We start from the raw sequence: 22,690 nt of genomic DNA, 5'->3' as shown, positions 1-22,690 counted from the left end.
GAAGACAGGCTTTCTTCTCTATTTTGGTATTGTACCTGTTGACGGACCGATCCCTGCCTTCGCAAAGCAGGGATAACAACAAACCTGCATGATGAGTATATGGTCAGTATTTAGCTTTCGCGGTACAATAATCGTTTTAATTAAAATTCTTAGGACATTCATGTTAGAAATAAATCAAATCACGCTTGATTTGGCTGATTTAAATGAGCGAACTAATGCGCTTCGGGGGTATCTTTGACTTTGAGGGTAAACGCGAGCGTTTAGAAGAAGTTGTACGAGAGTTAGAGTCTCCAGAGATTTGGAATAATCCCGAACAGGCACAAGCTTTAGGTCGAGAGCGAGCACAGTTGGAAGCAGTGGTTAATCAATTAGAACAATTAGGCCAAGGTATTACTGATTTAGCTGAACTTTTTGAATTGGCTCGTGCCGAAGACGATGAGGCTGCAATTCATGATGTGGCTGCAGAAGTTGCTGTCATTGAAAAAAAAGTGGCTGGCCTTGAATTCAGACGAATGTTTTCTGGCAAAATGGACGATTCCCATGCTTACTTGGATATCCAGTCAGGATCCGGAGGTACTGAAGCACAAGACTGGGCTGAGATGTTATTGCGCATGTATTTGCGTTGGGGCGAACATCATGGATTTACTACCGAGTTAATTGAATGTTCTGCTGGTGAAGTAGCTGGAATAAAAAGTGCCACGATTCATTTCAGCGGTGAATATGCCTATGGTTGGTTACGCACTGAAACCGGCGTTCATCGTTTAGTGCGCAAATCACCTTTTGATTCGGGAAATCGCCGTCATACTTCCTTTGCTGCTGTCTTTGTATCGCCAGAAGTGGATGATGATCTTGATATCGAAATTAATCCAGCAGATTTACGTATAGACACTTACCGTGCCTCTGGAGCGGGTGGACAGCACGTTAACCGAACTGACTCAGCCGTTCGTATTACTCACGCGCCAAGCGGAATTGTGGTGCAATGTCAGACGGATCGCAGCCAGCACAAAAACAAAGATCAGGCAATGAAGCAATTGCGAGCAAAGCTGTATGAAATGGAAATGCAAAAGAAAAACGCGGCGCAACAGGCACTTGAGGCGAGTAAGTCAGACATAGGCTGGGGATCGCAGATTCGTTCCTATGTCTTAGACCAGTCGCGCATTAAAGATTTACGCACAGGCGTTGAAACGTCGAATACTCAAGCCGTTTTAGACGGTGATTTAGATCAATTTATTGTAGCAAGTTTGAAAGCAGGAGTAGGGGATCAATGATAGAAGAACAACAGTTAGACGAGAGTGAAGTTTACCAAATTCGCAAACAAAAATTAGCGGATTTGCGGTCTAAAGGGTTTAATTTTCCTAATCAGTTTCGCCGCCAATATCTAGCAGCGAATCTGCTCGATCAATACGCTAAGATTGATAAAGAAACTCTAACAGCAAAGAAGGTTAAAGTGGCTGTTGCTGGGCGCATTGTTTTGCGTCGTATTATGGGAAAAGCTAGTTTTTTTCATATTCAAGATGTCTCGGGACGTATCCAAGTTTATGTGCGTCAAAATGATTTACCAGAGGTTTATGAAGAATTTAAGCATTGGGATTTAGGTGATATCGTTGGCGTAAAAGGTGAGTTGTTCTTAACGAATACCGGCGAGTTAACTGTCAATGCCGAAGAGCTTGAATTACTGACTAAATCTCTGCGGCCTTTGCCCGATAAATTCCATGGTTTAGCGGATCAAGAAATGCGCTATCGTCGGCGTTATGTTGATTTAATTGCTAATGAAGAAAGCCGACAAACTTTTCTTGTTCGCTCAAAACTCATTAAAGCATTTCGCCAATTTATGGATAGTCATCAGTTTTTAGAAGTGGAAACGCCAATGATGCATCCGATACCTGGCGGGGCTGTCGCGCGTCCCTTTGTAACCTTCCACAATACGCTTGATATGGAGATGTATTTGCGTATCGCTCCAGAGTTGTATTTGAAGCGTTTAGTTGTCGGCGGCTTTGAGCGTGTTTATGAAATTAACCGTAATTTCCGTAATGAAGGTCTTTCTACTCGCCATAATCCAGAATTTACGATGGTTGAGTTTTATCAAGCTTATGCGGACTACAACGATCTCATGAATTTCACTGAACAATTGCTTCGCCATCTTTGTGATGTGGTCTTGGGTAAGCGGCAAATTGACTATCAAGAGCAGGTTATTGATTTTGCCCAACCTTTTGCACGTATGACTGTGAAAGAGTCTATTTTGCATTACAACCCGCAAATTAGTGCAGAACAGCTTGAGTCTGTTGAGAATTGTAGAGCCTTAATTAAAGGTTTGGGTTATGAATATAAAGACAGCGATGGTTTGGGCAAGTTGCAAATGATTCTTTTTGATGAAAAAGTCGAGCATCTGCTGATTCAACCTACCTTTATCACTGCTTACCCCACAGAAGTTTCGCCTCTGGCGCGACGCAATGATGCGGATCCAGAAGTGACCGATCGTTTTGAGTTTTTCATTGCTGGACGAGAAATTGCTAACGGCTTCTCAGAGCTTAATGATGCTCAAGATCAAGCGGAACGCTTCCTCAAGCAAGTTGAAGAAAAAGAAGCAGGGGATATGGAGGCGATGCATTTTGATAGTGATTATATTCAAGCTCTGGAGTACGGTCTGCCACCGACGGCCGGTGAAGGAATAGGGATTGATCGTTTAGTGATGTTATTTACTAACTCGTCTTCTATCCGGGATGTAATCCTGTTCCCGCATCTGCGTCCAGAGTAGGTTGGGCTAACCCCCCTGTTTTATCTGGTTCCATTCGGGCTGAGCCCCTCAAAGGTATGTCCAGAGGCTCTCGAAAGGCTCAGTCCGAGCTGAGATATCCCCACGAAATTAAATAGACTGTTTAATTCATTGATCGTTTTGTTTATCCCGTTCGCACTGAGGAAGCGCTGTCTCGAAGTGTTGCAAAAGGAGAGTGAGAAAACTCTATGCTGGGAGGTACTGTAGTTTCGAGAAATTTGCTCTATGGAATCCATAGAGCGAATGCTGAATTAATTAAGCCTTTTTAGTCATAGCGCTTTTTATCATTCCCACGATACCAGTTAAGATTATTCCACCCACCGCACTAGAACCGGCATTACCGAGCATTGAACCAATGGTCATGTTACCTAAGCCTAAAGTGTTTAAAATACCAACCGCTTGAGTAATATAGGCACCTGCAACACCACCAATTGCTCCTGCGATCGAGTTGCCTATTGCCCCAAGGCTTTTTTCCTTCCAGGCTGCCCCTAAGATATTGCCCCCAATAACGCCACTAATTAAACTGATTAGTGCACTGACAAGATCCATACTAACTCCTTTTAGTTTCAATCAGTTAAAAGCTAGCATAGGCGGATTAGAACGTCAATTGGTCTCATTTTGAGAGAAATTGCTTTGATAAACGAAACACGTCAAGAACCAAATAGGAGTAATTTCGAGAGTCTTGAAGTGCTTCGATTATCAAAGCAGGTTTGAAAAAGCTTAGCAAAAAGAAACCTGTATGACGCCTAGCATCATACAGGAGTACAGAGATGAACCTTAAAATTAATCCTCATCTTCCCAACTTAAAGTACCGCCTGCTTGATATTCAATGACTCGAGTTTCAAAGAAATTTTTCTCTTTTTTCAAATCCATCATTTCACTCATCCACGGGAATGGATTTTCTGCACCTGGATATTGCTCTGCTAGGCCAATTTGGTTAAGGCGACGGTTAGCAATAAAGTGAATATATTCCTCAAACATTTCTGCATTCATGCCTAAAATGCCGTGAGGCATAGTGTCTTTAGCATATTGATACTCTAATTCAACGCCTTCTTTAATCAATTGAATGATTTCTTCTTTGAAAGCAGGAGTCCACAGATGAGGATTTTCAATTTTGATTTGATTAATAACATCGATACCAAAATTCATATGCATGGATTCATCGCGCAAAATGTATTGGAATTGTTCAGAGGTTCCTACCATTTTGTTGCGTCTTCCCATAGAAAGAATTTGAGTGAAGCCAACGTAGAAGAAAATCCCTTCAAAAACCACATAGAAGGCAATCAAGTCACGTAACAATCGTTGATCGTTTTCTGGAGTACCGGTGTGGAAATCAGGATCCCCCAAACTTTGAGTGAAGGGTAGGGCCCAAGACGCTTTATTTGCGACAGCGGGGATTTCCCTGTACATGTTAAATACAGCGGCCTCATCCAGGCCTAAGCTTTCAATAACATATTGATAGGCATGAGTATGCAAGGCTTCTTCGAAGGCTTGGCGAAGTAAGTATTGGCGGCACTCAGGATTAGTAATATGACGGTAAACAGCCAATACTAAGTTGTTGGCCACTAAGGAATCAGCCGTTGAGAAAAAGCCTAAATTGCGGAGGACAATGAGGCGTTCATCAGCAGTTAATCCATTCGGATCTTTCCATAGTGCAACGTCTGCACTCATATTGATTTCATTGGGCATCCAATGGTTAGCGCAGCCGGTTAAATATTTATCCCAGGCCCAGGTGTATTTAAAAGGTACTAATTGGTTTAAATCGGCACGACAATTAATAATTTGTTTATCATCAACATGAATGCGGCCAGCGCCCATTTCTAGGGTTTCTAAACCGGTTGCACCCAAAAACTCGGGTGTTCTTGTATGTTCTCTAGTAGAACCAGACATTTATTTTCTCCTCATTATTGGCAGGCTTCGCAATCAGGGTCGAGAATAGAGCATACTTTAGGCTCTTCTTCGATTTTGACTGCGTTGAGCGCGCCATCAGTAACCGTCGATTTTTCCGCATTACTAGCCCCTAGACTGCGTAAGTAATAGGTGGTTTTTAAGCCGCATAGCCATGCATGTTTGTATAATTGATCTAGTTTTTTACCAGATGGTTTTGCCATATAAATATTTAGTGACTGCGCTTGGTCGATCCATTTTTGCCGGCGAGATGCTGCTTCAACCAACCACATGGGATCAATTTCAAAGGCAGTGGCATAACGGGACTTCAACTCCCTGGGTATTCGGCTGATCGGTTCCACGCTACCATTAAAATACTTTAAGTCATTGACCATTACTTCATCCCAAAGATTCAGTGCTTTTAAATCAGCGACTAAATAGGGGTTCACAACCGTGAATTCGCCTGATAAATTCGACTTCACATATAAGTTTTGATACGTTGGCTCAATGGACTGCGATACACCACAGATATTGGAAATCGTTGCTGTTGGAGCAATCGCCATCACATTCGAGTTACGCATACCTTGCGTGCGTACTTTAACGCGCAAACTTTCCCAATCTAAGCGTTGTGAACGATCTTGTTCAAGGTATTTATTGCGAGTTTGCTGTAACAAATTGATCGAGTCGATAGGTAGAATACCTTTGCTCCATAACGACCCTTCATAACTTGAATAGCTGCCTCGTTCTTTAGCTAAGTCGCAAGAGGCTTCGATAGCATAATAACTTACTAATTCCATCGATTCATCGGCAAATTCGACTGCCTGCTTAGAAGTATAGTCTAGCTTTAGCTCATAAAGCGCATCCTGAAAACCCATCATACCAAGACCAACGGGTCGATGTTTCAAGTTAGAGTTACGCGCTTGTGGTACTGAGTAGTAGTTAATATCGACGACGTTATCAAGCATGCGAACTGCAGTGGTAATCGTACGTTTTAATTTTTCGCGATCGATTTTGCCATTGCGAATATGAGCAGGCAAATTCACGCTGCCTAAATTACAAACTGCAATCTCATCCACTGAAGTATTCAGCGTAATTTCAGTACAAAGGTTTGAGCTATGGATAACCCCGGCATGTTGTTGTGGTGAACGTAGATTGCAAGCGTCTTTAAACGTTAACCAAGGATGGCCAGTTTCAAATAACATGGACAGCATACGGCGCCACAGTTTGACCGCAGATAGGGTTTTAACATTCTTAATTTGCCCTTGACGTGCTTTTTCTTCATAGCTGACGTAGAGTGTTTCAAAAGCGTTACCATAGGCATCATGTAATTCCGGCACCTCATCGGGAGAAAACAGGGTCCATTCGCCGTCTTCATGAACACGCTTCATAAATAAATCGGGAATCCATAAAGCTGTATTCATGTCATGGGTACGTCGTCTGTCGTCACCGGTGTTTTTACGAAGGTCGAGAAATTCTTCCACGTCACGATGCCAACATTCGAGGTAAGCACAAACAGCACCTTTGCGTTTACCCCCTTGGTTAACAGCGACTGCAGTAGCGTCGGCAACGTTTAAGAAAGGTACAACACCCTGTGATTTACCATTAGTGCCTTTAATATGAGAACCCATCGCTCTTACAGGGGTCCAATCATTACCCAAGCCACCCGCAAATTTTGAGAGTAAGGCATTATCTTTAATTGCACTGTAAATTCCATCCAGATCATCAGGCACAGTCGTTAAATAACAGCTTGATAATTGTGGCCTAATTGTCCCTGAATTAAAGAGGGTGGGGGTAGACGACATATAATCAAAAGAAGAAAGAAGTTGGTAGAATTCAATGGCTTTGTCTTCACGATTTTGTTCACGAATAGCAAGACCCATGGCTACACGCATGAAAAACGCTTGAGGTAATTCATAACGCACGCCTTTTTCATGAATAAAATAGCGATCGTAGAGTGTTTGTAGACTTAGATAAGTAAATTTCATGTCGCGTTGGGGAAGTAAAGCTTTAGCCAGTTTATCTAAATCAAATTCACTTAAACGATGATCAAGTATGCCTTGAACGATACCATGGGCAATATAAGCTTTGAAATAAGCAGGATAAAGCTCAGCCATTTCGTCGAAGGTAGCTTCTGATTGCAGTTGCAGTTTACTTAATGCTTCAGAACGGAGGCTGTCTAAGAGCAAGCGAGCACTGACATAAGTGTAGTTAGGCTCTTTTTCTACCATTGTTCGCGCCGACATAATCAGTGCTCTATGGACATCATCTAATTTTGCATGATTAAAGAGATTGCGTAGAGCATCTTTAATCACTGGTTCGGCTTTTACATTGTCCAAATCGCGGCAAGCTTCCGCAACGATCGTATTGACACGCTCCATATCGAGAGGCGCAAGTTCGCCATTGGGCATGGTGATCAATAAAACTTTAGAATCAGCGCTAACTTGTTTTAAACTGGCTTCACGTGCTTTGCGATGTTCTTCGCGATAAAGAACATAGGCACGAGCAATTTTATATTCGCCGCTACGCATCAAAGTTAGTTCAACCTGATCTTGAATGTCTTCAATATGAATCGTGCCACCACTTGGGAGACGGCGTTTGAAGGTTTGCGTAATTTGTTGGGCAATTTCCTCGACTTGCTGATGAATACGATTGGAAGCCGCGGCATTGCCACCTTCTTCGGCAATAAATGCTTTGGTAATAGCCACTTTAATTTTGTTGTCATCATAAGCGACAACTTTGCCATTACGCTTAATGGTTTTCAGTGAACCTGGGGCATTAGCGGTCAATTCCAGTTGACTTATTTGCGATACATCTTTTACCGGCTCTAGAATCTCAGACATGTTTTCTCCACGAAGGTATTTGTTTCACCCAAGGACGCTCATTCCATGAAAATCAGCTGTGGGTCTACTTTAAGAATAAGGTAGAGTCATATAATAAGTATAGCTGATTAAAAACACAATATATTGTGATCAAAAAAAATTTAGCCCTATATATTGTGTTTTTTCCCTCGGGTCAAGGGAATAATTTTGGGATAAGCTGTGGATAATTTGTGGGAGCTTTTATTTATGTCAAAAAAGTTAGCAGATCGCATGGTCAAAGGGCTTTAATAAAAAACCGTTGGTGAATAATAACCTTGAGGTTCTTGATAGTCACCCATCGTCATTAATGTTCTTGGACTCAAAGCGCGTAGCCCTTGACTAAGACACCAGCGAAAAAAATTTGTTTGTCGAGACATTAATATGAAAGATAAGGGTTCTTCACAAAAGGGAGCTGCACCTAACATTAAGGCGCCCATAGCTTCATCGTCAAGGGCAACACTGTAATTTAAAGGCCAGAAAGTGATAGCCGAGCTGTAGGCAATAATCTTTTTTTTTCGCAAAGCAACAAAAGCGGATGAACAAGGCAAGGCTTTTTGCAAGGCTTGGCTGCGGTCAAAGCCAAGCACTTTCTTACACAAAGAAGCACATTCTTCAAGATCGTTCATTATAAAAGGCCTAACCTCAACTTCTGCTAAGGGCTCGGATTTGGGTTTACCTTTCATGGTCAAAAGCGGTTCTCGAATATCAAAGCCCAGAGAAGAATAAAGCGACATACTTGCCATATTGAAGGCATCTTGAACAAGACGTATCCCGCGAGCTTCACGCCCCTCTTTAAGAACGGCCTGCATTAATTGTCGACCCACACCACTACTTTGAGTGTCTATATCGACAGAAATAGGACCCACACCATAGATGCCATCGCGCTTATCTAAAAAATTTGAACCTAGTATTTTTCCATTTCTTTCAGCAACCACACTGAAAGTTAGAGGATCTTCTATGTTCGTTTGAGCGACAAATTTGGCAGCCTCCAAATTGGAAAAATCAGGGCTGAATTTATGAGTTGTGGCAATATTCGTGAAGGCTTTGTGTATAATTTCTCCGCAGGCATTAATATCTTCTGGAGTTGCAGCACGAATAATTAAACTCATTTAAATATCCTTTGATTTTATTTTCGCTCTTTGACAATGACAGCATCACTGACATTGGAAAATCCATGAACCTCTAATTGAAAGGAATCGATCTTAGCATGCAATTGACTTGAACTACCACCGTCAAGATTGAGCGCATTTTCACAGTTGAGCGGCGGTGCTTTCATAAGCTGAGCTAATTCGGTTGTAGATAGAGGCAAATTGTCGGTAACAACAACAATAACTCGACCGTCATGTGTTATACCTAAAGCAGAACGTTCTGCTCTGCCAGGCTTAAGCGGTGGAATGCGATTATTGATCAATAGCCGCGGACCACTTTGAATTGCGAAATCAACCTGATTCTTATAATGATATTGACTGATACTCGATAAATAAGGCTTCTGGTTTTTAACGTAAAATACGCCCCACCAGCTAATGTTTTTTGCAGGGTTTTGTTGCTGTTTATTATAAACTCTTAGACCTAGCGGCTTATAATTATTATCAAAAAAACCGCCATTAACCGCTAATAAGGCTTTAGAGAATTGAACATATTCATCAACGGAGGCATGCTCGCGTGACAAATCTTTGGCAGAAACGAGTGAGAGTTCATTCTCTTTTAAATTGATGCGAAAAGCATGAAGATGCGACCAAGGCGTAAGATAATTGCCATCAATATCTTGATATTCAATACCAGGCGCAAGGGTACGCCAGTCCTCAGCAGCTTGAGTACAGCTTGTAAAAAAGAATAGCAACGGGATGGCAGTTAAAATTTTAAGCACAGATTTTCGGGTCAGCCATTTTGGAAGAACAATGGTTTGCCTGGGCATATTAATCTTGTATCCTTATAACAAACTTGATAGCGGCAGAACCACCATGCAAACATTACCGGAAAATAACAATAGAGTAGTAGTTAAGTCAACCCGCAATTTAATTGAATTAATGCAGGATGTTTTGGCAAGGGCACGTAATAAAGGTGCAACCGACGCAGCAGTCTCTGTTAACCACGATAGCGGCTATTCAGTGGATGTGCGAATGGGCGAAGTTGAAACAGTGGCTTTTAGTGAAGATAAAGGCGTCAGTCTAGTGGTTTATATAGGACATCGCAAAGGAGGGGCAAGCAGCACGGATACTTCGCCGGCGGCCCTGGACAGTTTAGTAGCCGCTGCCTGTGATATAGCTCGGGTGAGTGCTGAAGATCCTTGTTTTGGACTTCCCGACCGTGAGTTAATGACGAATCGCCATCCCGATTTAGATCTTTATCATCCCTGGAGTATTAGTCCTCGAGAAGCAATAGAAAAAGCCCTGGCCTGTGAAGCACACGCTTTGTCATTGGATAAGCGGATAAGCAATTCAGACGGTGTTAATTTTTCAACTTATGAGTTTTGTAATGCTTTTGCGAATACCTATGGGGGTGAAGGGATTGTACAAAGTACTCGCCACAGCGTCAGTTGTTCCATGGTTGCAAAAAAAGGCAAAACAATGCAACGCGATTATGACTACACCACGGCACGGGATCACAGGCATTTGCATTCCTTAGAATTGATGGCAAAAACGGCAGTTGAGCGAGCTACTAGTCGCTTAGGTGCAAAAAAAATAGCGACTCAAAAAGTGCCGGTTTTGTTTTCATCGCGTATTTCCAGCGGGCTAATTTCAAGTTTCCTCAATGCTATTAATGGTTCAAACCTATACCGAAAAAATTCATTTTTACTGGATTCTATTGGTCAGCAAGTTTTTCCTAGCGGATTTAAAATCTACGAACAACCCTTTCTGTTGGGTGCTTTAGGAAGTTCGCCTTATGATGGAGAAGGAGTGCCTACACGAAATAATGTTTTTGTGGAGGACGGTCGAGTTAGCCAGTATGTCTTAGGTAGTTACTCAGCGCGTCGTATGGGATTAAAAACATCGGCTAATAGTGGCGGAGTTCATAATTTGACCGTAGATGCAACTGCGGGTGATTTGCATGAATTATTGCAAAAAATGTATAAGGGTTTACTGGTAACCGAATTAATGGGCCAGGGTGTTAATGGTTTAACTGGTGATTATTCACGAGGTGCTGCGGGATTTTGGGTAGAAAAGGGGAAGATTCAATTTCCAGTTGAAGAGATCACTATCGCAGGTAACTTAAAGGATATGTTTAAGACGATCATTGCGGTTGGTAGTGATATCAATCCTAATATTTCAACGCGTTGCGGTTCGATATTGATCGAAGAAATGATGATAGCGGGGAGTTAAGGCTATTCTTTGCAAAGAATAGCTTGGCTTCCTGAGGCTGAACGGAATAAAAATTAATACAAATTCCCTAGATACTCGTTTCGTGATGTTTATGTTTATCCCGTTCGCACTGAGGAAGCGCGCAGCGCTGTCTCGAAGTGTCGCAAAAAGCCCCTTCGAGAGCCTCAGGACAGGCTTCGAGACGCACGCCATGCGTGCTCCTTAGGCTGAACGGAATAAAATTAATACAAATTCCCTAGATACTCATTTCGTGATCTTTATGTTTATCCCGTTCGCACTGAGGAAGCGCGCAGCGCTGTCTCGAAGTGTCGCAAAAGATCCCTTCGAGAGCCTCAGGGCAGACCCCCTTCGAGAGCCTCAGGACAGGCTTCGGGACGCACGTCATGCGTGCTCCTCAGGCTGAACGGGATAAAATTAATACAAATCCTTAGATACTCATTTCGTGGGGATACCTCAGAGTCCGAATGGTTAATTTAGACTACAAGATCGGAGTATAAGCTAGATACCGCTTAGCCAGGAAGGTCGATGGGCCAAGGCCCAACCTACTTGAAATGACAAGCAAATTTATCTTAGTTTTTATCGCGAAAAATGATGCGACCTTTGGTCAAATCATAGGGAGTTAACTCTACTTTTACTTTGTCGCCTGTAAGAATGCGAATGTAGTTTTTGCGCATGCGGCCAGAAATATGAGCAGTTATGATATGACCGTTTTCTAGCTCCACACGAAACATAGTATTAGGCAGGGTATCGACAACCGTACCAAGCATCTCAATGTGATCTTCTTTTGCCATGGGGCTCCCAAAAAATTTGATCCGAATAAAGCGCAAATAGTGCACCAAAATCGGGAAAATGGCAATGGTCCTCTATTTATCTTTCAATATTAGGACGATTTTGCAGGGAGGATTATTTGGTTAACTCCCAAAATCCCTGTCGCGTAGGATGTTCTAAAGTTTTTTCTAAAAGCTTAAGAAATTCACGGCGGGCAATCACTTCCGCGCCTAAGCTTGCTAAATGAGTAGTAGGTAGTTGGCAATCAATAAAGTCAAATTGCCAAGAAACGAGCGTTTGGCAAAGATAATACATCGCCATTTTCGAGGCATCGCGCTGATAGTGGAACATTGATTCACCAAAAAAGGCGCGACCTAAGCTTAGCCCATACAAGCCACCGACTAATTTATTTTCTGACCAAATTTCGAAAGAGTGAGCATAACCCATTTGATGGAGTTTTGTGTAAGCTTCGCACATTTCATCGCTGATCCAAGTATGATTGATTCGGCCTTCCGCTTGCGCGCATGCTCTAATGACTGCAGCAAATGCTTGATCAATAGTTAAAGAATGGTTTTTTTTAAGTGCTTGTTTAAGGCTGCGAGCTAATTTAAAACGCTCCGGTTTTAAAATAAGTCTGGGCTGAGGTGACCACCAAAGAATGGGGCCGCCAGGTTCGAACCAAGGAAAGATACCTTGTCGGTAAGCTGCAAGAATACGTTCAGGTGATAAATCGCCACCGATTGCCAATAAACCTTGTGAATCACTCTGCTCAGGAGGGGGGAAACGATAATCTTCAGAGCTTAGAAGTATGGGGAAAGGGATAATAATCTCCTAGTTTCAAGGCGTTTAGTCGAGTTGAATTTGTTGGGTCAAGGCCCAACAAATTCAGTTTAACCTATTGAATCTAAATATTTTTCCGCATCCAAAGCAGCCATGCAACCAAAGCCGGCTGAGGTAATTGCTTGGCGATAGACATGATCGGCGACATCACCACAGGCGAATACGCCAGGAATAGTTGTCGCAGTTGCCATACCATCCAAGCCAGAGTTAATAACTAGGTAGCCTTCTTTCATATCGAGCTGGCCTTTAAACAAACTTGTATTTGGATCGTGACCTATCGCAATGAAAACCCCATCAAAAGGAAGTTCTTTGAAACTATCATCAAGCACATTACGAACACGTACGCCTGTGACTTTCATGCCGTCGCCTTGCACCTCCTCGATGGTATGATGCCAAAGGAGATTAATATTCCCTGTTTCTGCTTTCTCAAATAATTTATCTTGTAAAATTTTTTCAGAACGCAGACTATCGCGACGATGAATAAGAGTAACGGAGGCAGCAATGTTGGATAAATACAAGGCTTCTTCAACTGCAGTATTACCGCCGCCAACCACACAAACATTTTTATTGCGATAGAAAAAACCATCACAGGTTGCACAAGCCGATACACCGCGGCCTTGATAAGTTTTTTCTGATGCTAAGCCCAGATAACGTGCCGATGCACCCGTAGCAATAATTAAGGCATCACAGGTGTAACTTTCACTGTCGCCTTGTAATTTGAAGGGGCGTTGTTGTAAATCAGCATTCATAATATGGTCGAAGATAATTTTGGTTTCAAAACGTTCAGCATGTTGCTGCATACGTTCCATTAAAGCTGGACCGAGTAAACCTTCTACGTCACCGGGCCAATTATCAACTTCGGTTGTGGTAGTTAATTGACCACCTGGTTGCATACCAGTAATCAGTACTGGATTCAAATTAGCGCGGGCAGCATAAACTGCAGCGGTATATCCAGCAGGGCCTGAGCCAAGAATTATTAAGCGATGGTGATGGCTTTTGCTCATTATCTCTGCCTTCCTTATTTGTTATGTTAAGATGGCTGATATTATGACAAAATAACACACATTTAAATACCTATGGGAAAACAACAAGTGGGTAATCAGGCAAGAAAACCTAAAACAACCTTACCGCAATTTTTGATCCGACGAATTAGTGAAGGCAGTTTTATTCTTATCACTGCTTGTGCTTTGTTTGTCTTGCTCTCGCTAAGTACCTATGAATTAAGTGATCCGAGTTGGTCGCATGTCAGTAAAGGAAGTGCAGAAGTTGCCAATGCAGGGGGGCAGGTGGGTGCTTACATCGCCGACACTTTTTATTTTGTGTTTGGTTATCTCGCCTTTCTTTTGCCCTTATGTGCGGCTTATGTGGCTTGGTTGATTTTAAAAGATCATCGCGCGCTTAAAATAGTAAACAAACCTGCAATCTGTTTACGCGGTAGCGGTTTGATTTTTCTAATGATCGGCGGTTGTGGTCTATTAAGTTTAGAACCGCAAATCGAACCCTTAGATGCCTATCACAGTGCTGGTGGGGTGCTAGGTAGTTTTGTATCGGATGGCTTTGAATATGCCTTGAATCTGCAAGGAGCAAGCTTACTGTTATTCGCCATTCTTTTGGTAGGGGTTACCTTATTGACAGGTCTTTCTTGGATTCATGCTGTTGAATCCCTAGGTTCTTATGCGCTAGCCGGCGTTGCTTGGATTGGGCGAGGTTTCATGTTGAGTTCTCGTTTGTTCAAAGGGCAGTTAACAAACTTTAAGAAAGCTGAAAAACCAAAAGCAGGAAGTCTAGCTGAATCGAAACTGCCTGCCATAAACCCTAAAAAAGAAGCCAGTCTCAGTTCTGCAAAAGACAAGGGGAAGTCACTGCCTATCTTAATACCGACCTTAAGCCCAACTTTAAATACAGAAACTCCGACTGCTCCACTGTTAGCCCCCAAGGTGGTGCCGGTAATAGAACCTGCTATGCCTACCCTAAAGTCTGCGCCTGCTGTAAAAGGAGCTCGTCCGACGAAATCTTTGCCGCAGCAATCCCAGCCTGTGGCTGGCTTGCCTTCTTTAAGCTTGCTCGATAAAGGGCAGCCAGGAAAAGCGATGGGCGGCTACACACATCAAGAATTAGAATCCTTGTCTCGGGAAGTTGAACAACATTTATTGGATTTTGGTATTCAAGCCGATGTTGTGGCTGTACATCCTGGTCCGGTGATCACTCGCTTTGAATTGCAGTTAGCGGCGGGAATTAAAGTCTCTAAACTGTCGGCCTTGGCAAAAGATTTAGCCCGTTCTTTATCAGTGACCAGCGTTCGAGTTGTCGAAGTGATTCCAGGTAAAACAGTGGTTGGTATCGAATTACCTAATCAACATCGAGAAATGGTGCGCTTATCCGATGTACTTTCAGCCGATGTCTATCAACAAGCTCATTCAGCCCTTACTCTGGCGCTAGGTGTGGACATAGCTGGCCATCCGATGGTGGTTGATTTAGCAAAAATGCCGCATTTATTGGTCGCAGGAACCACTGGGTCAGGAAAATCAGTCGGCATCAACGCGATGATTTTAAGTCTTTTATTTAAGTCAACGCCTGAAGAAGTCCGACTGATTATGGTGGATCCAAAAATGTTGGAACTGTCGGTTTATGATGGGATTCCGCATTTGCTAACGCCGGTTGTGACTGATATGAAAGAAGCGGCCTCGGCTTTACGTTGGTGTGTCGGCGAAATGGAACGACGTTATCGCTTAATGGCGGCGATGGGAGTAAGAAATTTAGCAGGATTTAATACAAAAATTTCTGAAGCCATTGCTAAAGGTGAGCCCTTAGTTGATCCCCTTTGGAAGCCCATTCATTCTGTTGATGAAGCAGCACCTGAATTACAAACCTTGCCCTACATCGTCGTTATTATCGATGAATTAGCTGACATGATGATGGTGGTGGGTAAAAAAGTAGAACAGTTGATTGCCCGTATCGCACAAAAAGCACGAGCTGCCGGTATTCATTTGATTTTAGCAACGCAACGACCTTCGGTTGATGTATTAACCGGATTAATTAAATCAAATATCCCTACGAGAATGTCGTTTCAGGTTTCTTCAAAAATTGATTCGCGCACCATTTTAGATCAGCAAGGTGCGGAGCAATTACTAGGTCATGGCGACATGCTTTATCTCGCACCCGGTAGCGGTGCTCCCTTGCGTGTCCATGGTGCTTTTGTCGATGACAAAGAAGTTCACCGCATTGCTGACGATTGGCGCTCGCGTGGTACACCTGAGTACATCGATGAAATTACCCAAATCAGTGATCACTCTGAAGGGGGTGGTTTTGCGGAAGAGGGGCAAAATACTGAGGAAGCCGATCCGCTCTATGATCAGGCTGTGGAATTTGTCATTCAAACACGAAAGGCGAGTATTTCGGCTGTACAACGCCGTTTAAAAATAGGTTATAACCGGGCGGCTCGCTTAGTGGAAGAAATGGAGCGGACCGGTATTGTCGGACCTTTGGACGGCGGGTTTAGAGATGTGTTGGTGTCAACCGTAACTGAGGATTAAGATGAAAAAAATTATTTTATTAACACTCTGTTTTTTTACACAACAGGTATTCTGCGAAGCGGCTGGTGATGTTTTACAAACTAAATTGAATGCGATGCGTAGCTTAACCGCTAATTTTAAGCAGACCGTAAAAACCAAAGAACGAGAGATCTCACATTCAACAGGGACTATGGCTTTAGAACGCCCAGGGCGTTTTCGTTGGCAAACAAAAGATCCTATGGAGCAATTAGTTGTTGCTGATGGCCAAAAATTGTGGGTTTACGATGTCGATCTGGAGCAAGTGACGGTGAAGAAGCAAGACAGCAGTCTAGAAGGTACTGCTGCTCTGTTTTTAAGTGGTTACGCGAATAGCGTGACACGGGATTTTGATGTGACTGAATCCGTTTCCGGTAATCAACAAGCCTACGACTTACATTCCAAATCGCAGAAAGCTAATTTTCAGCGCTTAAAATTAGTATTTACACAGGATGTTTTAAGTACCATTGAAATGTATGATCAGCTAGGTCAGCATACGATTGTTAATTTATCGAATGTTAAAGCTAACCCCAAGGTTGCCGCGAGCTTATTTCAATTTAAACCACCAAAAGGAACGGATGTTGTTCAGCAATGAGCCTATTTGATACTCAACCCAAAGCACCCCTTGCTGAATTATTGCGACCAAAACATTGGGATGAGGTCATTGGTCAAGAACATTTGCTAGGTGAGGGTAAGCCGCTCAGGCTTGCCTTTGAATCAGGTAAACCCCATTCCATGATTTTATGGGGGCCTCCGGGAGTAGGTAAAACGACCCTCGCGCGCTTATCTGCCGCTGCCTTTGATTGCGAATGGATTGCACTCTCTGCTGTTTTCTCCGGGGTAAAGGATATTCGTGCTGCTGTTGAGCAAGCGAAGCATTACCTCAATCAAGAGCGTCATACCATCCTTTTTATTGATGAAATTCATCGCTTTAATAAATCGCAGCAAGATGCCTTGCTACCGTTTACTGAGTCAGGTTTGATTAGCTTTATCGGGGCAACGACCGAAAATCCTTCTTTTGAGGTGAATTCCGCGCTGCTGTCGAGGGCACAGGTCTATGTATTAAAGCCCTTAACTGAAGAAGATTTGAAACAGTTATTAGCGCGTGCGCATAAGCAAGCACTGGCTCATTTACAATTTGATGAACAGGCCACAGAACGACTGGTGACTTATGCGGATGGTGATGCACGACGATTGTTAAACCTATTAGAACAAATTAATATCGCCGCTAATGCACAAGGCCAAACTGAGGTGACTGCTGAGCTCATTCAAAATGCGCTGAGTCCTGCTAATCGTCGCTTCGATAAGGGCGGAGAAAATTTTTATGATCAAATCTCTGCTTTGCATAAATCTGTGCGCGGTTCTCATCCTGATGCTGCACTTTATTGGTTATGTCGTATGCTCGATGGGGGGGTGGATCCTTTGTATTTAGCACGTCGAATAATACGTATGGCTTGGGAAGATATAGGTCTTGCTGATCCAAGGGCGATGCAAATTGCTAATGATGCCGCTTCAACCTATGAACGTCTGGGTTCACCTGAGGGCGAACTTGCTCTTGGACAGGCGGTGATTTATCTGGCGGCTGCTGCCAAAAGCAACGCAGGCTATATGGCTTTTAATAAGGCAATGGCCTTTGTGAAACAAGATAAATCGCGAGAAGTTCCTATTCATTTACGCAATGCACCGACTAAATTAATGAAAGAGCTGGGCTATGGACATCAATATCGCTATGCTCATGACGAACCTTATGCCTATGCTGCGGGAGAAACTTATTTACCTGAAGGAATGAAAGAACCTAATTGGTATGAGCCTAGACCCAGAGGTTTAGAATCAAAGATTGCTGAAAAAATGATGTTTTTACGTCAATTGGATCGCGAAACAAAGAAAAAATAAGCTTGGAACTGCTTGCTGAAAAATCTTTGATTGACAAAAGGATTAAAAAAATATAATTTGCTCTTTTTTTATGCGATTAGAGATATTGACCCATGCGTTTAGAATTCGCTCTACTAGAAAAACTTGAACTTGCTCCGACAGATTTAGACAATCTGAGCGAAGAAGAAAAAAAATACAAAATTCGCAAACAATATTGGAAACTCGCATTAAGATATCATCCGGATCGCGGTGGTGATGAGGCAAGATTTAAGGAGATTGCGGAAACTTATCAGCTCATTCTTTCCGATGAAGAGGGTGATGAATTTCTTGAAATCAATCGTTATTTTACTGTTGTTGATTTTGACCTTCCTGATACAGCCTTCGATTTATTATCCCGCGACGCAATTAATGAAGCATATGAAGGGCTCCTCGCTGATTTCAGATTCCTTGCATCCGAAGAAGAGAAGTATGATTTTTCCAGAAAACATGCCTCTTTTATCAGTCTTGCTCAGTTATTAAAACAAGAGGAACAAAGCTTAAATGCTGAGCTAGGATCTCATTTTTTAAAGCAACTAGACATGCCAATTTGGCAAAAATACCAGCAAGAATGGCGTAAATTGATACTCAGCATGTTTGCTGAAGAGTATTTGGATGATTTTCAATATAGAGATGCCATTGTGACGGGCGAGTTATGGTCTCTTTTAGCGACACGAAAGTTGCTTTCGCCGGTTAAATTATTGGTTGCTTTACTAAACTCTGCTTTTTTAGGAATTACGCTTGTAAGTAATCACTTGTTTGCTGAGAAAATATTAAAGCCCTTAATTAAGGAATTCAGCCAATGTTATGAGGATTTTCAGCGTGGCCATTTAAATAAAGGGGCGGTAGCATGGATAGCAATGAAAATAATGGGCCTAATAGCCCTTATTTCTTTACCCATGGTTTTCTTCCCTATGACAACGACCTTAATAATAAGCATACCTCTAGTGGGTAGTTTATTAACAATACTCGCTTGCCCAGTGAACTCAATAGTTAGACCTTTAGCCCAGTATACGGGGCTTTCTCCTTATTTAGTGAGTGCGGCATTAGTCCTTGGGCTAGGCGTTTCAGCCTGTCTTTTTATTAACTTTTTCCCAATAACGGTTTTGGCTAGTTTAGCCACTCCGCTGTCAATCGCTTTGACCTTATATATGCTATATGGAGCGGCATTAATAGTTAAAAAACTTTATGAAATAAATCCTCCACTTGGTATGTTTCAACTTATTTGTTTTATTCTTGCTGGAGGTATCAGTTTAATAGCTTATTTTGTATTTCCTATTGATACGACACCTTTAATGGATCTTCTGCTCAATTTGATGGGGGCCATTTTTATCTATCATGAGAATAGACTACTTGATAATCACAAACAAGATATGGCAGAGCAAATCGAAATGCTCCCTTTACCGGCAGAAGAAATTCCGCAAGAGATTAAAGATACAGTGCTCCAACATGTTAAAACAGGTCATTATTCCGCTAAATTTTTCCATACTCCCAAAGAAGCGGCTTATATTCCGATAAAAGAGAGAACTTTATGGCAGCAAGCAGCTAGTTTTTTTGGTGGAGGTGAGCCGTCTCAATCCACAGAAGAAAGCACAGGTGAAAAGGGGCTAACCCTTCCCTATCTCGCACTTACAAGCTGAATGCTATCATTCCTGTTGTTTGCTAACAGGAAATTTGCGAGCCGGCACGTAGATCGGATTTGGCCGACAAAACCAAGCGTGATAGCGGCTACTCTCCATCCTTAATAGTTAGCAACATTGATTCTAGCGTTAACCCCGGCCCAAAGGCGCAGCTAAAAATTGTTTTGTTGTGATCGATCAGAGGTTTCACATCATCCCAAATGCTTTTTAAAACAAACAAAATAGTGGCCGACGACATATTGCCAAAATTACGCAAGATTTCGTAAGAATATTTGGTTTTTTCCTTGGAAATGGCTAAGGCGTCTTCGCAGGCTTGCAGAATCTTAATGCCGCCAGGATGGATTGCGTAGATATCAATTTCCTCCGGCGTTAATTTACTTTGCGCAATCAAGTTAGCAACGAAATGGGCTATACCGGATTTAATCACTTGAGGCACATAGGATGTTAATACCATATCAAAACCATGATCCCCAATATGCCAAGCCATTTCTTGGTTGCTTTGAGGAAGTAAATCACAATGAAAAACGTCTAAACTAAGGTGTTTTTTTTGTTGAGGCGCCGCTTCAATTAACACACAAGCAGCACCATCGGCGAAAATGGCATTTGAGATAAGATTATCTAAATCTTGTTTATGTTGTAGATGAATAGTGCATAATTCGACACAGACTACTAAAACCTTGGCATTTTTATCCGCTTTGCAAAAAGCATCGGCAGTTTTAATACCATTGAAAGCCGCATAGCAACCCATAAACTGAATAGCAGTCCGTTTGACATTTGAATTTAGATTAAGGGTTTGAATAATTTCGATATCGATTCCTGGTGCATACATTCCTGTGCAGCTCACTGTAATCAGATGAGTAATTTGCTGGCGATCAAAATCACTTTGAGTCGCTAAACAATTTTCTATCGCTTTAAGGCATAGATGCAGTGCATTTTGGCGATAAATCTCCATCCGTTCTGAAGTGCTTGGATACTCTTCTGCTGAAGAATCAGGAATAAAAGTAAATTGCTCTTTAGTTTGACTTGTATCGGCGAGGACACTATAGCGCGTTTCAATACCCGAGGAGTTATAGATTGATTTGAGTAGCCTTTTTTTTACCATCCCTAGGTTTAATAAATTTGCCAAAATCTCCGCAATAGTTTTTTGATTATATTTGTGAACAGGGTTAGCTGTGCCGATTGCTGTAATTGCAGTTGTCATAATTAAATTCTGTCCCTAACTGTATTCGAATCCTTTCACTCTCAACTTAATTTTTATCCGCCTCTGTTTCTAATTTTCTTCGACCGCAAGAAGCGATTTTGCGGTAAAGAAAAGCGATTAAAGGAGGGCTTATCGAGAGGACAATAATGCCATAAATAACGATTGAAAAATTGTCTTTAATAAAAGGCAGGGAGCCAAAAAAGTAGCCGCAACCGAGTAAACTGCCAATCCAGAGCAGAGCGCTGCTGAAATTATAAAAAGAAAATTGATAAGGCTGCATATAACCTATGCCGGCTACAAAAGGAGCGAAAGTACGAATAATAGGTATAAATCGAGCGAGAATAATTGTTTTTCCACCGTGTTTTTCATAGAAGCGATGCGTTTCTGTTAAATGTTTTTTATTAAGTAGCCATGAGGTTTCTGCTGAAAAAACACGAGGCCCTAGTTTGCGGCCAATAAAATAATTCAATTGATTACCTAAAATGGATGCAGCGATCAGTAAAAAAAGAAGTATAAAAATATGCAAAGGAGCATTCGGCTGGGCTGCAATACTGCCGGCAACAAAAAGTAGGGAGTCTCCAGGAAGAAAAGGAGTAACTACTAAACCAGTTTCGCAAAAAATAATGAGAAAGAGAACTAAATAAGTCCAGGTACCGTAGTTTGCCACAAAACTAAGTAAGTAATTGTCGATATGTAAAACGAAATTTAACAATTGATGTAAACTATCCATTAGGCTCTGTATTTCTTCGATTTAAATCAGTGGTCAATTTTGTAAATGATAGCAATGATTAGAGTCTATGAATATCCTCCTTTTATTTATTAAAGAAAGTAAAGCTAAAATAAATTGCAAAAAGAAGAATTTTAAAAAAGAATGTAGGTAAAAAAATCATTGAGCAAAACCCTTTTTCGGGCAATGCTCTTGATTCTCTTGCTAATTCTATTTGATTGGAAAAAGATTGCTATGTTTGTTAAACATATAAGTTCGATATCGAACTAACGGGGTCCTCATCTTCGTGGACTGCTACTGATTGTTCTTGCTCGACGACTAAACCATAAGTAGCGTCGGGTCTTCCAACCCTGCCGTATTTATCCGATATGCGCTGGACGAAACTCTCATAACTTAACATATAAACTTTCTCTGGCGTTCCAGGAGTAGAAGAATTGTAAGGATCTCTAAAGAAAATGAAAGCCTTACCATCAATAACTTTTGCTTGATCAACAATCACACAATGAGTCCATGATGAAGCATGCAAGCTCCCTGGTTTAAAAAAATAGACCTCTCGATCGGTTCTACTTTCACTTGGGTGTTTCCTAACATTCATACCCCCATGAAAGCAGATACCATATTTCCCTTGGAAAATAATTTGTCCATTAGTTCGCAGTGCTTGTTTTAATCCTGCAAATCCGTCATCAATAGTCCAGTCTAAGTTTTTGAGACCAAATATTTGATCCGCTTTGTCCATTAGAGTGAAGAAAGCCCATTTGGCTTGAAGATCAACGGCTGACATATTATATAATTTAACAGCATTCAGAGGCTGTCTGGATTGAGCGAATTCTGTTTTTTGATGAATAAAAGCGGGATTCTTAAAAATTTCAGTGAGGGGATCGTAACTCATTTGTTCTAAACCACGAGTACTTTCTTCAAGTAATGCGGAGTAATCTAAGGGTTGTGATACCATAATTGCTTTAACTTTTTTAAGAATGATTTCGGTTTCTCTGCCTTTTCGCTCTACAGGGTCAATGCTTTTTTCTGCGTCTTTGCCATAAAAAGTTCTCAGTCTTTCACGCGAAGCAATTGTACAAGCAACGCCTATTTGGCCTTTAAGCGGTTTAGTTGAACCATCTAATTGTAATTTACCTTGATGGGATTTAACTAAGACGTTTTCTTTAGTGTCAACTATTAATTTGACTTCACGTTTTGCTTTCATGTTCACAACCATTTTGTTA

At 41.8% G+C, this 22,690-nt stretch carries 18 protein-coding genes; 7 read left to right on the top strand and 11 right to left on the bottom strand.

Features of this window, described 5'->3' with window-relative positions; genetic code table 11:
* Nucleotides 1–160 precede the first annotated feature (160 nt).
* A protein-coding gene (gene prfB, locus Lnau_RS00795; RefSeq protein ID WP_133134834.1) for a peptide chain release factor 2 occupies nucleotides 161–1,268 on the top strand; the annotation gives its coding sequence in 2 pieces (ribosomal slippage) (nucleotides 161–235 and nucleotides 237–1,268; 1,107 coding nt in all).
* Nucleotides 1,265–2,755, top strand: a complete 1,491-nt coding sequence (gene lysS, locus Lnau_RS00790) for a lysine--tRNA ligase (protein ID WP_058503246.1) — start codon at nucleotides 1,265–1,267, stop codon at nucleotides 2,753–2,755. Before prfB ends, lysS begins: the two co-directional genes overlap by 4 nt.
* A gap of 273 nt (nucleotides 2,756–3,028) precedes the next feature.
* On the opposite strand, the gene Lnau_RS00785 is transcribed toward lysS, so the two are convergent.
* The 5 genes from Lnau_RS00785 to Lnau_RS00765 all read right to left on the bottom strand — a co-directional run bounded on the left by Lnau_RS00785 (nucleotide 3,029) and on the right by Lnau_RS00765 (nucleotide 9,433).
* Nucleotides 3,029–3,322, bottom strand: a complete 294-nt coding sequence (locus tag Lnau_RS00785) for a hypothetical protein (RefSeq protein ID WP_058503245.1) — start codon at nucleotides 3,320–3,322, stop codon at nucleotides 3,029–3,031.
* A 234-nt stretch (nucleotides 3,323–3,556) separates the two neighbouring features.
* Nucleotides 3,557–4,663, bottom strand: coding sequence for a ribonucleotide-diphosphate reductase subunit beta (locus Lnau_RS00780; RefSeq protein ID WP_058503244.1), 1,107 nt, complete (start codon nucleotides 4,661–4,663; stop codon nucleotides 3,557–3,559).
* Between the two features lie 14 nt (nucleotides 4,664–4,677).
* The gene (locus Lnau_RS00775) at nucleotides 4,678–7,500 is read right to left on the bottom strand and encodes a ribonucleoside-diphosphate reductase subunit alpha (protein ID WP_058503243.1); all 2,823 of its coding nucleotides are present in this window, start codon (nucleotides 7,498–7,500) and stop codon (nucleotides 4,678–4,680) included.
* Between the two features lie 263 nt (nucleotides 7,501–7,763).
* A complete protein-coding gene (locus Lnau_RS00770) occupies nucleotides 7,764–8,627 on the bottom strand; it encodes a GNAT family N-acetyltransferase (RefSeq protein ID WP_058503242.1) in 864 nt (287 codons plus the stop codon).
* 17 nt (nucleotides 8,628–8,644) lie between these two features.
* Nucleotides 8,645–9,433 carry a phosphodiester glycosidase family protein gene (locus Lnau_RS00765; protein WP_058503241.1) on the bottom strand — a complete coding sequence of 263 codons (789 nt, stop codon included), beginning with the start codon at nucleotides 9,431–9,433 and terminating at the stop codon, nucleotides 8,645–8,647.
* Between the two features lie 46 nt (nucleotides 9,434–9,479).
* Here Lnau_RS00765 and pmbA point away from each other — a divergent pair, with 46 nt between their 5' ends.
* Nucleotides 9,480–10,838 carry a metalloprotease PmbA gene (pmbA, locus tag Lnau_RS00760; protein ID WP_058503240.1) on the top strand — a complete coding sequence of 453 codons (1,359 nt, stop codon included), beginning with the start codon at nucleotides 9,480–9,482 and terminating at the stop codon, nucleotides 10,836–10,838.
* 569 nt (nucleotides 10,839–11,407) lie between these two features.
* On the opposite strand, the gene infA is transcribed toward pmbA, so the two are convergent.
* The 3 genes from infA to trxB form a co-directional block, all read right to left on the bottom strand.
* Nucleotides 11,408–11,629, bottom strand: a complete 222-nt coding sequence (infA, locus tag Lnau_RS00755) for a translation initiation factor IF-1 (RefSeq protein WP_058503239.1) — start codon at nucleotides 11,627–11,629, stop codon at nucleotides 11,408–11,410.
* A 112-nt stretch (nucleotides 11,630–11,741) separates the two neighbouring features.
* Nucleotides 11,742–12,416, bottom strand: coding sequence for a leucyl/phenylalanyl-tRNA--protein transferase (gene aat / locus Lnau_RS00750; protein ID WP_058503238.1), 675 nt, complete (start codon nucleotides 12,414–12,416; stop codon nucleotides 11,742–11,744).
* A gap of 80 nt (nucleotides 12,417–12,496) precedes the next feature.
* Nucleotides 12,497–13,450, bottom strand: coding sequence for a thioredoxin-disulfide reductase (trxB, locus tag Lnau_RS00745; protein WP_058503237.1), 954 nt, complete (start codon nucleotides 13,448–13,450; stop codon nucleotides 12,497–12,499).
* Between the two features lie 72 nt (nucleotides 13,451–13,522).
* Here trxB and Lnau_RS00740 point away from each other — a divergent pair, with 72 nt between their 5' ends.
* The 4 genes from Lnau_RS00740 (at nucleotide 13,523) to Lnau_RS00725 (ending at nucleotide 19,542) form a co-directional block, all read left to right on the top strand.
* Nucleotides 13,523–15,979, top strand: coding sequence for a DNA translocase FtsK (locus Lnau_RS00740; protein WP_058503236.1), 2,457 nt, complete (start codon nucleotides 13,523–13,525; stop codon nucleotides 15,977–15,979).
* A 1-nt stretch (nucleotide 15,980) separates the two neighbouring features.
* Nucleotides 15,981–16,589, top strand: a complete 609-nt coding sequence (lolA, locus tag Lnau_RS00735) for an outer membrane lipoprotein periplasmic chaperone LolA (RefSeq protein ID WP_058503235.1) — start codon at nucleotides 15,981–15,983, stop codon at nucleotides 16,587–16,589.
* Entirely contained in the window at nucleotides 16,586–17,887 is a 1,302-nt protein-coding gene (locus tag Lnau_RS00730) for a replication-associated recombination protein A (RefSeq protein WP_058503234.1), read from the top strand. Before lolA ends, Lnau_RS00730 begins: the two co-directional genes overlap by 4 nt.
* A 92-nt stretch (nucleotides 17,888–17,979) precedes the next feature.
* Nucleotides 17,980–19,542 (top strand): J domain-containing protein, encoded by a 1,563-nt coding sequence (locus tag Lnau_RS00725; RefSeq protein WP_058503233.1) that lies wholly within the window; start codon nucleotides 17,980–17,982, stop codon nucleotides 19,540–19,542.
* Between the two features lie 88 nt (nucleotides 19,543–19,630).
* Here Lnau_RS00725 and Lnau_RS00720 read toward each other — a convergent pair whose 3' ends face one another.
* The 3 genes from Lnau_RS00720 to Lnau_RS00710 form a co-directional block, all read right to left on the bottom strand.
* The gene (locus tag Lnau_RS00720) at nucleotides 19,631–20,743 is read right to left on the bottom strand and encodes a type III polyketide synthase (protein ID WP_058503232.1); all 1,113 of its coding nucleotides are present in this window, start codon (nucleotides 20,741–20,743) and stop codon (nucleotides 19,631–19,633) included.
* Nucleotides 20,744–20,789: 46 nt separating this feature from the next.
* The gene (locus tag Lnau_RS00715; RefSeq protein ID WP_058503231.1) at nucleotides 20,790–21,473 is read right to left on the bottom strand and encodes a DedA family protein; all 684 of its coding nucleotides are present in this window, start codon (nucleotides 21,471–21,473) and stop codon (nucleotides 20,790–20,792) included.
* A 238-nt stretch (nucleotides 21,474–21,711) separates the two neighbouring features.
* The gene (locus Lnau_RS00710) at nucleotides 21,712–22,671 is read right to left on the bottom strand and encodes a hypothetical protein (protein WP_058503230.1); all 960 of its coding nucleotides are present in this window, start codon (nucleotides 22,669–22,671) and stop codon (nucleotides 21,712–21,714) included.
* Nucleotides 22,672–22,690 lie beyond the last annotated feature (19 nt).

This window comes from Legionella nautarum, assembly GCF_001467895.1.
Lineage (GTDB): Bacteria > Pseudomonadota > Gammaproteobacteria > Legionellales > Legionellaceae > Tatlockia > Tatlockia nautarum.
This window is presented reverse-complemented; position numbering and strand designations above follow the sequence as displayed.